The following is a 13,347-nucleotide window of genomic DNA, read 5'->3' as shown; positions in this document are numbered from 1 at the left end:
TCGGTGATGCTGAGGGGATGACGTTGAGGATCGACATCAGCGGCCTGCCGTCCGAGGGCCTGCGCTTCGCCGCCTCCCCGCTGGCCGAGCTGACCGCGATGCTGCACGTGCTGGCCGAACCCGGGCACCATCCGCAGCTCGCCGACTGGGCCGCGGACGTCCGGTCCGGGCTGCGGCCGGAGCTGGACGAGCGGTTGCGGGAGGCGGAGTTCCTCTGGCGTTCCTCACAGGCCGACTTCCTGCTCCCCGCCCGGCCCCGGCCGACCCTCGCCGAGGAGTTGGACGACGTGGACCGGATCGACGACGCGACGTATGTGACCGCCGCGCTCGTCACCACGTGCGGCGGCAGCCGGGACCGCTTCGCCGCGTCGTCGCCGCTCACCGACGCGACCGCGCGCGGGCGGGCCCTGGACCTGGCGCAGGCCCGCGGCGCACGGCAGGAGGCCTTCGCGGAACGGCTGCTCGCCGACCCGGCGGCCGTCCGGGCGCGGGTGCGGCACACCCTCGAACAGTGCGCCGAGGCCTTCTTCGACGGCGCGTGGGCGGACGTCGCCGTGCAACTCGCCACCGATCTGCGCCTGAAGAACGACCTGCTGCGGCGCCACGGCACCGGGGCGGCCCTCGCCTCGGTCTCCGGCGCGGTCGCCCTGGCACCGGACGGCGACTGCATCGTCGTGGACAAACTCCAGGACAAGGCGACCTCCGCCCACGGCACCGGGGTCACCTTCATCCCCAGTGTCTTCGGCAGCCCGCACCTGGTGGTGGTCCACGCGTCCGGGTGGCAGCCGGTGGTGCAGTACCCCGTGGCCGAGCCGAATCCGGCGGAGCCGGTGTCGCTGGAAACGGTCACCCTGCGGCTGGAGGCACTCGCCCATCCGGTACGGCTGCGGCTGCTGCGCACCCTGGCGCGCGGCCCGCACACCACGGGCGAGCTGGCCCACACCTGGGAACTCTCCCTCCCGGAGGTCTCCCGCCACCTCGCCGTGCTGCGCCGCGCCGGCCTGCTCACGACCCGGCGGCACGGCCGCTACGTCCGCAACACCCTCCGGCTGCCCGAGCTGACGGCGCTGGGGGCCGACCTGCTGGCGGCCGTCCTGCGCTGAGCGGCTTCGGTTCCGCACCCCCTGATCGCCGAGTGGCCGGGGCGTTCCGCCACGGCCCGGGCCGGGATCCGCTGCATAAGGCCCTGCTGCCGCCCGTCCGCAGCCGCACCAGCCCGGGCAGCGTCCGCGCCCGGCACCACCCGCCAACGTCCGCCCGCGGCAACGTCCATGGGCGGAAAGCGGGGACGTCCGCGGTGATCACTGTGGTACGTTCAGCGCCGCCGTGCGCCGCTGTGAACCGAGGAGGTGGGACCGATCAACGCTGTGACAGGTCGGGGCTCCCTCCCTCGCATGGCCCGGGGAGTGCCCGCAGAAGGCATCCCGAAAGGCTGAACGCCATGCGCTTCACCTCTGAGACGTCGTCCGACGGCGTCACCGAACAACTCTTCACCCTCGGCGAGATCCCCGGTGTGCTGTGGACGCCCGACGGCGCCACCGGCTCCCGCCCGCTGATCCTGATGGGACACGGCGGCGGACAGCACAAGAAGGCCCCGGGCGTCGTGGTGCGGGCGCGCCGCTTCGTGGCCGAGTGCGGTGTCGCGGTGGCCGCCGTCGACGTGCCCGGCCACGGCGACCGGCCCAAGGACGAGGAGCTCAACCGGATCGCGACCGAGAACCAGGCTCGCATGGAGGCCGGCGCGGAGCCGGCTCCGCTGATCGCCGCCTTCCAGGCGCTCGTGGCCCGCCGGACCGTCCCGGAGTGGCGGGCGGTCCTCGACGCGGTCCGGGAACTCGCACACGTCGGCGCCGGCCCGGTGGGCTACTGGGGAGTGTCCCTGGGCTGCGGGCTCGGCGTTCCGTTCGTCGCCGCCGAACCCCGGGTCCGCGCCGCGGTGCTGGGCCTGGGCGGCGTCCGGGCCGTGGCCGAGGAGGCCGCGCGGATCACCGTCCCGGTGGAGTTCCTGGTGCAGTGGGACGACGAACGGGTGCCGCGGGCGGAGAGCCTGGCGCTGTTCGACGCCTTGGCCTCGGGCGAGAAGACCCTGCACGCCAACCCCGGCAAGCACGGCGAGATCCCGGCCTTCGAACTGGACAGCGCGGTGCGGTTCTTCGCCCGGCACCTCTGCTGATCCCGGCACCCTGCTGGTCCCGGCACCTCTGCTGATCCCGATACCTCTGCTGCCCCCGTCCCGCCACCCCGCTGGTCCCGCGCCCGGTCCGCCGAACGAGCAGGCGCCGGACCGGGCGCGGGGCCCGGCGCCTGGAGCACCGTTCCGACGGACGTACCAGCGCGGTGGCCACAGCCCGGTACGAGCTGCTCCAGGAGGTTTTGTGGGGAGCGAGATCGATGACGAAGCGCTGGTCGAAGAACTCATCCATATTGCGGGTGGTCCGGGATATGGCAGGGAAGAGCGGCAGCGGAGGGTGGAAAGCCGGCTCCCGGACGCGAAGGAACGCATTGCCCTGCTGCTGCGCCTGCTGGCCCAACGGTCCGATTGGATTCGATTCAACACCCTGGAAAACATCGCCGCCGACCTGGACGACGTGCCCGGCTTCGGTCGAGTTCTGATTGACGTTGTCAGATCAGGGGAAGGGCCGGGCCACCTGGAAGACCACATCGAGATCCTGGGGGAATTGTCAGAGCCGACAGCAGTTGATGCCATCATCCAGGCGTTCACCGAACGGGAACACTCCGACGGCCCGTCCTACTGGCTGTGCCTGAAGTGCGTCCAGGCGCTCGGTGCCATTGGAGATCCACCAGCTCGGGACTTTCTGCGGGGCATTGCGGAAGGAGACCATCCACCACGCCTGAAGTGGGAGGCCGCTGTCGAACTCGAAATCGAGGATGAGCTGGGCTTTGATGAGGACGAGATGTGCGGTTGAGGCAGGCCTCCACGTTCGGTGAGAACGCCTGCCCCGGTGAACCTTCCGCGCCGGTCCCGCGTCTTCCCCGGGACCGCATCACATGCCCAGGAGAACAGACCATGGCCGACCAGGACGTTGAGCAGCCCGACGAGCGGGGTTACATCCCGGAACCCTGGTGGGCGGGCCTCGGGACGTGGGGGGCTGTCGCACTGATCGCCATCGGGGGCCTCGCGGCGGCCTGGGTCTTTCTCCGGCTGCCCGGCACCCCGGAGGAGCCGGCGTCCGGCTACTACGGGGCCTCCAAGGTCATAGCCATCGGCGTGGTGATTGTGGGATGCGGCTGGCTCGGCCGCCGTCGCACCCGGGCCGCAGCCGTCGAGGAGACGAACGAGCCGGAACGTGCCTGACGCCGCCGGCCGGTGAGTGACATCGGACGGCGGTGAGTCGGAGCCGAGTTAGTCCAGATAACCCCGCAGCTGGTCGGCGTAGGCGTGGTCACGGAGTTTGCTGAGTGTCTTGGACTCGATCTGGCGGATGCGTTCGCGGGTCACGCCGAAGAGCCGTCCGATCTCCTCCAGGGTGCGAGCGCGGCCGTCGACCAGCCCGTAGCGCAGTTGCACGACCTTCCGTTCACGCTCCCCCAGGGTGGACAGCACCGCGTCGAGATGCTGCCGGAGCAGCAGGAACGCGGCGGACTCGACGGGTGAGGCGGCGTCACCGTCCTCGATGAGATCGCCGAACGCGACGTCATCCTCCTCCCCCACGGGCGCGTGCAGCGACACCGGTTCCTGGGCCAGCCGCAGCACCTCGCCGACCCGTTCCGCGGAGAGGTCGAGATGGGCGGCCACCTCTCCGGGAGTGGGTTCGTATCCGCGCTCCTGGAGCATCCGGCGCTGGACCCGCACGACCCGGTTGATCAGCTCGACCACATGCACCGGGACCCGTATGGTCCGGGCCTGGTCGGCGAGGGCGCGGGACATGGCCTGACGGATCCACCAGGTCGCGTACGTGGAGAACTTGTACCCGCGGGCGTAGTCGAACTTCTCGACGGCCCGGATCAGTCCGAGGTTGCCCTCCTGGACGAGGTCGAGCATGGTCAGGCCCCGGCCGACGTAGCGTTTGGCGACGGAGACGACGAGCCGGAGGTTGGCCTCGATGAGCCGGCGTTTGGCCATCCGTCCGAGCACCACCAACCGGTCCAGATCCAGGGCCAGTCGGGAGTCGAGCTGCGCGGCGAGGGTGCTGCTCAGCTTCTCCTCGGCGAAGAGCCCGGCCTCGACGCGGCGGGCGAGTTCGACCTCTTCGGCGGCGGAGAGCAGGGGGATCCGGCCGATCTCGCGCAGGTACTGGCGGAAGAGGTCGGAGGAGGGGCCGGAGGTGTCGGCGCGCTGGGGCGGCGGCTCGGGGGTGATCTCCTCGACGACGATCTCGGCCGTGGACGGCTCGGATCCGGGGTCCGGGTCTCCGGCCCCGGCCGCCGTCCCGGTCGTCGGAGCGGCGACGGGGCCGGCCCCGGAGGCTTCACGACCGGCATCGGTGCCGGTGTCCTCGCCGGACCTGAACCCCGGCTCGGTTGTGGCCCTGGTCGCCGCCCCGGCCCCGGACCCGTTCGTGAACTCGGCATCGGACTCGGCCCCGGACCCGTTGATGAACTCGGTCCCGGGCTCGCTCTCGGCCTCGGTGGACGCCTCCGTGCCGGCCGCGGCCGTCCGGGCAGGCCCGGGGCCGGACCCTCCGGCCCGTGAGGCGCGTGCCAGGTCGGGCCCGGAGGCGGCCGGGCCGGCTTCCGGGTGGTGCGGGGGCAGGGTCTGCGGCGGCACCTTGCTGACCGCACCGGTGAATGTCTGGGATTGCACGGGGGCGACCTCCAGGGTGATCGCTGCCGGGCCGGGGGCGTTCCGGCAGCGGAACGGTTGCGGCTGCGCCACCCTCCGCTCCGGACATTCGGACAGACATCCGCAGGAGGCCCCGGCCGGGCGGCCGGGCGCACCGCGCCCCGCGGACTGAGGCACCGGCCACCAGTGTGGGGTAAGACGTACACCCGCCACGAGGGTCGTGCAGCAACTTTTGAGTCCGGTCCGTGACCGGGCGGCTACGGCGGGGCGCGGGTTCTCCGCAGGGAAGGTGCCGACGATTCGCCGGGGAACGGCCGCCGGACGGACGGCCCGCCGCACGAACGGCCGCCGGCCGCTACAGCGCCGCCGCCCCCCGCTCGCGGAGGGACTGGCCGTACTGCTGGAGGACCCACAACTCGTTCTGCACGGTGGCCACATGGCCGGGGTCCGCCTGCGAGCCGAGGCGCTGGAGCGCGCCGCGGATGTCGGTGATGCGCTGGTTGACCGCGGCGAGGCGGACGGCCACGAGCTGGACGCCCGCGTAGACCTCGTCGGCGTCGCGCCGGGTGTGCAGGGGCTCCACGGCCAGTTCGGTGACCATGGCGCGGACGGTGTCGTCGGGGGCGGCGTCCCGGACCCGTGCGAGGTACTCGCGGTCCGCTGCCGCCGCTCCCCCGGCGTCCTCGATGGTCTGCCGCACGGTGGCGTAGGGCGGGGCGGTGAACTCGTCCGCGCCGTAGGCGTCGAAGGCCGGGGAGACCAGGTCGGGGCGCTGGAGGGCGAGCTTCAGCAGTTCCCGCTCGACCCGGTGGGCGGGGCTGCGCAGATTGAGGGCCGGGCCGCGCGGGCCGGGCGGGGTCGCCGGCTGCGGCGGCCCGTCCTGCGCCGGCCGGCCGTCGCGCCGGCCGTTCCGGCCGTCGGGGGAGGCGGGGCCGCGCTGCCCCCGCTCCCGGGCCCAGCGGGCGAGCTGGCCGACGCGCCGGACGACGAACTGCACGTCGAGGATGCCCAGCATGCCGGCCAGCGTGACCGCGTACTCGTGCTGGATGGAGCTGTTCTTGATGCCCGCGACGATCGGGGCCGCCGCCTCCAGCGCGGCGGCGCGCCCCTCGGCGGTGTCGAGGTTGTACCGGTCGACGACGTGCCGGATGGCGAACGCGAACAGCGGGGTGCGGGAGTCGACCAGGCCCTGCACGGCCTCGTCGCCCTTGGCGAGCCGGAGTTCGCAGGGGTCCATGCCGTCGGGGGTGATGGCGATGGAGGTCTCGGCGGCGAACTTCTGGTCGTCCTCGAAGGCCCGCAGCGCCGCCTTCTGGCCGGCCGCGTCACCGTCGAAGGTGAAGACCACCTCGGCTCCGGAGTTGTCCATCAGCAGCCGGCGGAGGATCTTGATGTGGTCCCCGGCGAAGGCGGTGCCGCAGGTGGCGATGGCGGTGGTGACCCCGGCGAGGTGGCAGGCCATGACGTCGGTGTAGCCCTCGACGACCACCGCGCGGCTGCTCTTGGCGATGTCCTTCTTGGCGAGGTCGATGCCGTAGAGGACGTGCGACTTGCGGTAGAGCGGGGTCTCGGGGGTGTTGAGGTACTTCGGCCCGTTGTCGTCGTCGCGGAGCTTGCGGGCGCCGAAGCCGATGACCTCGCCGGTGATGTCGCGGATCGGCCACATCAGCCGGCCGCGGAAGCGGTCGATGGGGCCGCGGCGGCCGTCCTGGGCGAGGCCGGAGAGGATCAGCTCCTTGTCGCTGAAGCCGCGGCCGCGGAGGAAGCGGACGAGGTGGTCCCAGCCCGCCGGGGAGTAGCCGACGCCGAAGTGCTGGGCCGCCGCCTGGTCGAAGCCGCGCTCGGCGAGGAACTTCCGGCCGATCTCGGCTTCGGGGCCGTCCAGCTGCTCGACGTAGAACTGCGCGGCGATCCGGTGCGCCTCGACCAGGCGGATGCGCTCGCCCTGCTGCCGGCCCGGGGTGTAGCCGCCCTCCTCGTAGCGGAGGGTGATGCCCGCCTGGGCGGCGAGCCGCTCGACCGACTCGGAGAAGGAGAGGTGGTCGACCTTCATCACGAAGTCGAGGGTGTCTCCGCCCTCCTGGCAGCCGAAGCAGTAGAAAAGCCCCTTACTTGGACTCACCTGGAAGGATGGCGACTTCTCGTCGTGAAACGGACAGAGGCCCTTGAGGTTGCCTCCGCCGGCGTTGCGCAGCTGGAGGTACTCGGAGACGACGGCGTCGATCGGGACCGCGTCCCGGACCGCCTTCACATCGTCGTCGTTGATCCTGCCTGCCACGGGTGAAGTCTACGGCGACGGCTCGCGGTCCCCGACGGCGACGGCTCCCCCGCTGCCCGGCGGCGGCTCCCGCCCGGCACCACAACGGCTCCTCCGCCGCGCTCCCACGGCTCCCGGCGCCCGTCCCGGCCGGGTTCAGTCCGTGAGCTCCCGCACGAAGACGTAGTGGGCGCCGCCCGGGTCGAGGACGAACTCCTCACCCAGCCGGGTGAAGCCCTGCCGCTGGTAGAAGCCGGTGGCCGGGGTGCGGCCGTTGCACCAGGCATGGCGGACGCCCCGGGCCCCGATCTCGGCCAGCCCCGCCGCCAGCACGGCCTGCCCGTACCCCTGGCCGCGGACCTCGGGGTCGCTGGCCAGGCCGCGGAAGCGGTAGGCGGGGGTCCGGCCGCCGGGGGCGGCGGCCTCGGGGAGCGGGTCCGGGAAGAAGGTGCCGCAGGCCCGCAGGGCCCCGCTCCCGTCGTAGGCGGCGATGTGGAACACGTCCGGGTCGGAGTCCTCGGGGAAGACCGCGGTCTCCGCGGGCAGGCCGGCGCGCAGCACCGACCGGCGCAGCTCGAAGATCTCCGACACCGGGACGACAGCTGTGGGAATCGCCATGGCCCCCACGCTACGTGATCTTCGTCCTGGGTCCTGTCGTCGGACTCCCGTCGTCCGCCCGGAGGGCGGGCTCCGCGGCGGAGCAGACCGGAGTTCGACGACAGGGCCTAGGCGACCAGGGACGACAGCGGCACCGAGGGGTCGGCGAGGGCCTCCGGGTCCAGCCGGTTCCCGGCGCGGATGAGCTCCTGGATCTGTCCGGTGACGTCCCACACGTTGACGTTCATGCCGGCCAGCAGCCGCCCCTCGCGGAGCCAGAAGGCGATGAACTCCCGCTTGCCGACGTCGCCGCGGACCAGCACCTGGTCGTAGACGCCGGGCGGCGCGTACCCGGAGTACTCCAGCCCGACGTCGTACTGGTCGGAGAAGAAGTACGGCACCCGGTCGTAGGAGACCGGGTTGCCCAGCATGGCGCGGGCGGCGGCCGGGCCGCCGTTGAGGGCGTTGGCCCAGTGCTCGACGCGGAGCCGGGTGCCGATGGTGGGGTGCTGGGCGGCGGCGACGTCGCCGGCCGCGTAGACGTCCGGGTCGGAGGTGCGCAGCGACTCGTCGACGGCGATGCCGCCGCCGTGGGCCCGGTCCACGAGCTCCAGCCCGGCGTACTCGGCCAGCGCGGTGCGCGGGGCGGCGCCGATCGCCGCGAGCACGCCGTGGGCCGGGTGCTCCTCACCGGTGTCGGTGCGGGCCGCGAGCACCATGCCGTCCTGGCCGACGATCTCGGTGAGCCGGGAGCCGAAGTCGAAGCGGACGCCGTGCTCCTGGTGCAGATCCGTGAAGAGGGCGCCCAGTTCGGGCCCGAGGACGGAGTGCAGCGGGGTGGCGAGCGGTTCGACGACGGTGACCTCGGCGCCGTAGCCCCGGGCCGCGGCGGCGACTTCGAGTCCGATCCAGCCGGCGCCGGCGATGACCAGATGGCCGTTGTCCCGCCCCAGTGTGGCGAGGACCTGGCGCAGCCGGTCGGCGTGGGCGAGCCGGCGCAGATGGTGCACGCCGGCCAGGCCGGTTCCGGGGATGTCGAGGCGGCGCGGCTCGGCGCCGGTGGCGAGCAGCAGCTTGTCGTAGTGGACGCGGGTGCCGTCGCCGAGGGTGACGGCCTTGGCCGCGCGGTCGAGGTTCACCGCGGGCTGGCCGAGGTGGAGTTCGATTTCGGCCTGGGCGTACCAGGCGGGCTCGTGGACGAAGACGCTCTCCCGTTCGGCGGCCCCGGTGAGGTAGCCCTTGGACAGCGGGGGACGCTCATACGGGTGGTCGCGCTCGTCGCAGATGAGGATGACCCGTCCGGTGAACCCCTCCGACCTCAGGGTTTCGGCGGCTTTCGCCCCTGCCAGCCCTCCTCCGACGATGACGAACGTCTGATGTGCGTCGACCACTTGGTGCCTCCTAGCTGCCGGGCCTTAAGCCAGTCTCCATGGTCCCCCGCTCTTCTCGCCTCAGGCGAGCCTCCCGCACGGAGCGTGATGCGGGAAGAGGCACCCCTCCGCGCCGGTGGCCCGTGCCCCGTCCGGCCGTTCGGGTGCGGTCCGGCCGTTCGGGTCGGGGTGCTGTGACGGTGTGTCGGTTCGGGGCGGGGGCCGTGGGAGGTGTCGGTTCGGGGCGGGGTGCCGTGGGGGTGTGTCGGTTCGGGGCGGGTGTCGGTTCGCGGGGTGCCGCGGGGGTGTCGCGGGGTCGCGGCCGGGAGGTGAGGCCCGGGAGCTGGTGCGGCCCCGACGACCTGTCGTGGGCTCGGCGACGGCCCCCGGCCCGCGCCGCGGCTGTCCGTCCCCGGTGATCAGCGGCCCCCGGACGGTTCAGCGCCCCCGGGTGAGGCGGGCGTGCAGGCTCCGGGCCGTGGCGTCGGTCAGCGCGGCGACCTGGTCGACGACGACGCGCTGCCGCGCCCGGTCGTCGGCGGCCGTGTTGTACAGCGCGCGGAACTGCGGGTCGAGGCCCTCGGGGGCGCGGGCGCTGAGGGCCTCGGCCAGCTCCCCGAGGACGACGCGCTGGTCGGCCCGGACCTGTTCCTGCTCGTCGCGCTGCATCACATAGAGGTCGGCGACGGCCTTCAGCACCGCGCACTCCAGCCGGGCGGCCCGCGGGACGACCAGTTCGGCGGCGTAACGGGTGAGCCGGCCCGGCCCGTACACCTTGCGGGTGGCGCTCTCCGCGGCGAGGCAGAACCGCCCGATGAGCTGGCTGGTCGCGTCCTTGAGACGGGCCTGGGCGAGGGCCGAGCCGTCGTAGCCGTGCGGCCACCACTCCTGCTCCATCAGCCGGTCCAGGGCCTCGGCGAGCTCGTCCGGTTCGGTGCCGGGCGGGGCGTACCGGGCGACGGCGCAGGCGAAGACCTCCCGGCGTTCGGGCTCGGCGAGCAACAGTCCGGGGTCGAGGTGCCCGGCGTGCAGCCCGTCCTCCACGTCGTGGACGGAGTACGCCACGTCGTCCGACCAGTCCATGACCTGGGCCTCGAAGCACTGCCGGTGCTCCGGCGCGCCCTGCCGCAGCCAGTGGAACAGCGGGAGGTCGTCGGCGTAGACACCGAACTTCGGCGACTCGGGGTCGGTGGGGTGACCGCCGCGCGCCCAGGGGTACTTGGTGGCGGCGTCGAGCGCGGCGCGGGTGAGGTTGAGGCCGACGCTGACCTGCTCGCCGTCCGCGTCGCGCACGAACCGCTTGGGCTCCAGACGGGCGAGCAGCCGCAGCGACTGGGCGTTGCCCTCGAAGCCGCCGCAGTCCTTGGCGAAGTCGTTGAGGACCTGTTCGCCGTTGTGCCCGAACGGCGGGTGGCCGAGGTCGTGGGCGAGGCAGGCGGTCTCGACGAGGTCGGGGTCGCAGCCCAGCGCCGCGCCGAGCTCCCGTCCGACCTGGGCGCATTCGAGGGAGTGGGTCAGCCGGGTGCGCGGGCTGGCGTCCCAGGACAGCGACCGGTCGCCCGAGGCCGGGTCGTGGGGCGCCGAACCGGGGGTGACCACCTGGGTCTTCCCGGCCAGCCGGCGCAGCGCGGCGGAGTGCAGGACCCGGGCCCGGTCGCGCTGGAAGGCCGTGCGGCCGGGGCGCTTGTCGGGCTCGGGGGCCCGGCGCCGGACGTCCTCCCGGGCGTAGGGGCCGTACTGCTCCTGTGCGGTCTCCCGCGCGGGAAAGGAGCTCACCCGGTCGTTTCCTGCCATAGAGGGACGGTAACGGGCCGGGCCGACATCCGGAGCACCGCCTGTCGCTCGGGGGAGGAAACGGTTCCGCACCGCTCTCCGTCCTCGGCCCTTTCCTCGCTGCCGTCCCGCGGGGTCCGGCGCGCCCTCGTCCCGCCTGCGGTCGTGGGGCCGACGGTCGTGGGGCCGCCGTCGTCCCGCCCACCGTCGTCTCCGCTGCCCGCTCGGTGCGGCCCCGGACCGGAAGGTCCTGCGTGTCCCGGGGCCGGAACTGCGGTGTCCCGGGGCCGGGGCTGTCACGCGGGTCGGGGCTGTCACGCGGGTCGGGAGACCGGAGCGTCACGCCGCGGCCGGGCGGCGCTCCACCGTCCGTACGGGTGCGGTGGCCAGCGCCTCGTCGTAGCGGTGCAGCAGCAGCCGGGCCATGGCCGGGTGGGCGCCGAGTGGCGCGGCGGCGACCCCCGGGGCCTCGGCGGCGCTCCGGGCGGCGAACCGGCCCGGGGCGGTGTAGTAGGAGGCGACGGCGATGCGCTCGTGGCCGCGGGCGCGGAGTTCGGCCACCGCGTCGGGCACGGTGGGGCCGGCGGCCGAGGCGTAGGCGGGCAGGACGGGCACTCCGCCGAGCCGGGCGGAGAGCAGTTCGGCGGTGGCCGCGGTGTCGACGGCGGAGTCGGGGTCGCGCGAGCCCGCGGCAGCCAGCACCACGGCGCCGCGGCTCGCTTCTGTCCGGTCTCCTGTCGGTTCGGTGCGGTCTGCGTCCGTGCCCTTGGAAGGGCCGGCGGTGCTGTCACCCGGGTGGCGACCGGGTATCACGGCAGCACCGCCCGGGTAGTGGCCGGAATCCGTAGCCCCCGCGGCGGGCCAGCCCGCTTCGACGAGCCGGCCGTGCAGCGCCTCGGCGAGCAGCGGATGCGGGCCGAGCGGCGCGGCGATCCGGGCGCGCAGCCCGGCCGCGGCGGCGAGGGCCTCCGGGATGTCGTGCTTCACATGGTGTCCGCGGCCGAGCAGCAGCGGCACCAGCACGGCCTCGCCGCGCAGGGCGGCCAGCGTGTCGGGCAGCAGCGGCGCGTTGAGCTCGATGTGCCCGAGCCGGACGGGGACCTCGGGCCGCAGGGCCCGGACCCGGTCGAGGAGAGCCCGGACGGTGCGCAGGGCGCGCGGGTCGCGGCTGCCGTGGGCGACGGCGACCAGGGCCGGGGGCCGTCGGCGGTCGCCGGGCGGCGGATGCCGCAGGCTGCGGGCGCCGGCGTGCGGCAACTGGCTGCTGAGCTGTGCGGTGATGCGGAACATGAGCTGCGCCGTACTGTCGAGGGGGACCGGAACCGGCCGGCCGGGCCTCCGGGGCCCGCTGCCGGGGTGGGACGTGGGTGGCCGAGGGGTGCCCGCGGGCGGTGTCGACGCCGTCATGCAGGAAGTCTGGCCACCGGTCGTTGCCGGGCGGTTGCGGCCGGATGACACCTGGTTTCGGAGGCCTCACGGGACGGCGAACCCGATGGGGAAGCCCGGCCCCCGTAGGCCCTGTCGCCCGACGCCACGGAGCAACGCCCTCCGGGCGGGACGACGGGGGTTCGACGACAGGACCCAGGGCCCGCGGACCGCCGGTCGCCCCGCGGACCACTCCGTCGATCACTCTACGAACCGTTTCCGTCCGTCCGTCGTCCTTCCCGTGGGTGGGGAAGCGACCAGGGGAGGATCGGATGGGCGGGCCGCGGCTGCCGCAGTTCCGGGGAAACGGTTCGGCCGGGAGGCCGCGCCCCGGGGTCCGAGGACCACGGCCCGGGCTCCGCAGAGCGTGGCACGGACTGCGGAGAGCGTGGCTCGGCGTCCGGAATCCCGGACTGCGGAGAGCGTGGTACGGGCTCCGGCGGCTGTGCACCGGGTGGCGGACCTGGCCCCTCCGCAAGAGGCGCCGGGCCGTGCGGGCCGCCGTGCTGGCCGGTGTGCTGGCGCTGTTGCCGATGACCTGGCTGTACGCGACCACGTCCGACCGGATGCGCGACACCGGGAGCGCCCCGTCCGCGCCGGTGGCCGTGGTCTTCGGCGCCGGGCTGTTCGGCGGCCGCCCCACGCCGTACCTCGCGCACCGGCTTCAGGCGGCGGCCGAGCTCTACCGGCAGGGGAAGGTCCGGGTGGTGCTGGTGACCGGCGACAACAGCCGGACCGACTACGACGAGCCGGACGCGATGCGCGGCTATCTCGTGCGGCACGGGGTACCGGGGCGCCACATCGTCAGCGACTACGCGGGCTTCGACACCTGGGACTCCTGCGCCAGGGCGAAGCGGATCTTCGGGGTGGACCGGGCGCTGCTGGTCAGCCAGGGGTTCCACATCCGACGCGCGCTGGCGCTCTGCGGGGCCGCGGGCATCGACGCGTACGGCGTCGGGGTGGCCGAACCCCAGGACGTCACCTGGTGGTACGGCGGCACCCGCGAGATCGCCGCCGCGGGCAAGGCGGCCCTGGACTCGGCCCTGCGCCCCGAGCCGCACTTCCTCGGCCCCCGCGAGCACGGGGTGACCCGCGCGCTGGGCGGCTGAGGTGCCGGCCGGCAGCGATCGGCTCCTGAACGGACCGGACGCCGAAGCTGACGCCATACCGCGCCTGCACGG

11 protein-coding genes are annotated in these 13,347 nt (G+C 73.8%); 5 read left to right on the top strand and 6 right to left on the bottom strand.

From position 1 onward, the window contains the following. Positions 1-17 precede the first annotated feature (17 nt). The 4 genes from AC3EQ1_RS17705 to AC3EQ1_RS17690 all read left to right on the top strand — a co-directional run bounded on the left by AC3EQ1_RS17705 (position 18) and on the right by AC3EQ1_RS17690 (position 3,316). Complete coding sequence (locus AC3EQ1_RS17705; protein ID WP_432095273.1) at positions 18-1,103, top strand: DUF5937 family protein; 1,086 nt, start codon at positions 18-20, stop codon at positions 1,101-1,103. 338 nt (positions 1,104-1,441) lie between these two features. Then, positions 1,442-2,173 (top strand): alpha/beta hydrolase family protein, encoded by a 732-nt coding sequence (locus AC3EQ1_RS17700; RefSeq protein ID WP_432095272.1) that lies wholly within the window; start codon positions 1,442-1,444, stop codon positions 2,171-2,173. Between the two features lie 202 nt (positions 2,174-2,375). Beyond that, positions 2,376-2,927, top strand: a complete 552-nt coding sequence (locus AC3EQ1_RS17695) for a HEAT repeat domain-containing protein (protein WP_432095271.1) — start codon at positions 2,376-2,378, stop codon at positions 2,925-2,927. 101 nt (positions 2,928-3,028) lie between these two features. Further along, positions 3,029-3,316 carry a hypothetical protein gene (locus AC3EQ1_RS17690; protein ID WP_432095270.1) on the top strand — a complete coding sequence of 96 codons (288 nt, stop codon included), beginning with the start codon at positions 3,029-3,031 and terminating at the stop codon, positions 3,314-3,316. Positions 3,317-3,364: 48 nt separating this feature from the next. Here AC3EQ1_RS17690 and AC3EQ1_RS17685 read toward each other — a convergent pair whose 3' ends face one another. The 6 genes from AC3EQ1_RS17685 to AC3EQ1_RS17660 form a co-directional block, all read right to left on the bottom strand. After that, complete coding sequence (locus AC3EQ1_RS17685; protein ID WP_432095319.1) at positions 3,365-4,729, bottom strand: RNA polymerase sigma factor; 1,365 nt, start codon at positions 4,727-4,729, stop codon at positions 3,365-3,367. Positions 4,730-5,099: 370 nt separating this feature from the next. Then, positions 5,100-7,022 carry a DNA primase gene (dnaG, locus tag AC3EQ1_RS17680; RefSeq protein ID WP_432095269.1) on the bottom strand — a complete coding sequence of 641 codons (1,923 nt, stop codon included), beginning with the start codon at positions 7,020-7,022 and terminating at the stop codon, positions 5,100-5,102. A 135-nt stretch (positions 7,023-7,157) separates the two neighbouring features. Next, the gene (locus AC3EQ1_RS17675) at positions 7,158-7,619 is read right to left on the bottom strand and encodes a GNAT family N-acetyltransferase (RefSeq protein WP_432095268.1); all 462 of its coding nucleotides are present in this window, start codon (positions 7,617-7,619) and stop codon (positions 7,158-7,160) included. 107 nt (positions 7,620-7,726) lie between these two features. Beyond that, the gene (locus AC3EQ1_RS17670) at positions 7,727-8,989 is read right to left on the bottom strand and encodes an NAD(P)/FAD-dependent oxidoreductase (protein ID WP_432095267.1); all 1,263 of its coding nucleotides are present in this window, start codon (positions 8,987-8,989) and stop codon (positions 7,727-7,729) included. Positions 8,990-9,406: 417 nt separating this feature from the next. Further along, positions 9,407-10,762, bottom strand: a complete 1,356-nt coding sequence (locus AC3EQ1_RS17665) for a deoxyguanosinetriphosphate triphosphohydrolase (protein WP_432095266.1) — start codon at positions 10,760-10,762, stop codon at positions 9,407-9,409. Positions 10,763-11,080: 318 nt separating this feature from the next. After that, positions 11,081-12,031 (bottom strand): sirohydrochlorin chelatase, encoded by a 951-nt coding sequence (locus AC3EQ1_RS17660; protein ID WP_432095265.1) that lies wholly within the window; start codon positions 12,029-12,031, stop codon positions 11,081-11,083. A 407-nt stretch (positions 12,032-12,438) separates the two neighbouring features. On the opposite strand from AC3EQ1_RS17660, the gene AC3EQ1_RS17655 reads away from it, so the two are divergent. Next, entirely contained in the window at positions 12,439-13,275 is an 837-nt protein-coding gene (locus AC3EQ1_RS17655; RefSeq protein WP_488187157.1) for a SanA/YdcF family protein, read from the top strand. Positions 13,276-13,347: the final 72 nt, after the last annotated feature.

Source organism: Streptomyces sp. bgisy100, from assembly GCF_057709105.1.
The sequence above is the reverse complement of the archived record's forward strand: the minus strand, read 5'-3'. Positions and strand labels throughout refer to the sequence as shown.

Bases quoted from the DNA above. Each gene is read 5' to 3' on its own strand.
- AC3EQ1_RS17690 (WP_432095270.1), top strand. From the start codon at position 3,029: ATGGCCGACCAGGACGTTGAGCAGCCCGACGAGCGGGGTTACATCCCG.
- AC3EQ1_RS17665 (WP_432095266.1), bottom strand. From the start codon at position 10,762: ATGGCAGGAAACGACCGGGTGAGCTCCTTTCCCGCGCGGGAGACCGCA.
- AC3EQ1_RS17655 (WP_488187157.1), top strand. From the start codon at position 12,439: ATGGGCGGGCCGCGGCTGCCGCAGTTCCGGGGAAACGGTTCGGCCGGG.
- AC3EQ1_RS17660 (WP_432095265.1), bottom strand. From the start codon at position 12,031: ATGTTCCGCATCACCGCACAGCTCAGCAGCCAGTTGCCGCACGCCGGC.
- AC3EQ1_RS17700 (WP_432095272.1), top strand. From the start codon at position 1,442: ATGCGCTTCACCTCTGAGACGTCGTCCGACGGCGTCACCGAACAACTC.
- AC3EQ1_RS17675 (WP_432095268.1), bottom strand. From the start codon at position 7,619: ATGGCGATTCCCACAGCTGTCGTCCCGGTGTCGGAGATCTTCGAGCTG.
- AC3EQ1_RS17705 (WP_432095273.1), top strand. From the start codon at position 18: ATGACGTTGAGGATCGACATCAGCGGCCTGCCGTCCGAGGGCCTGCGC.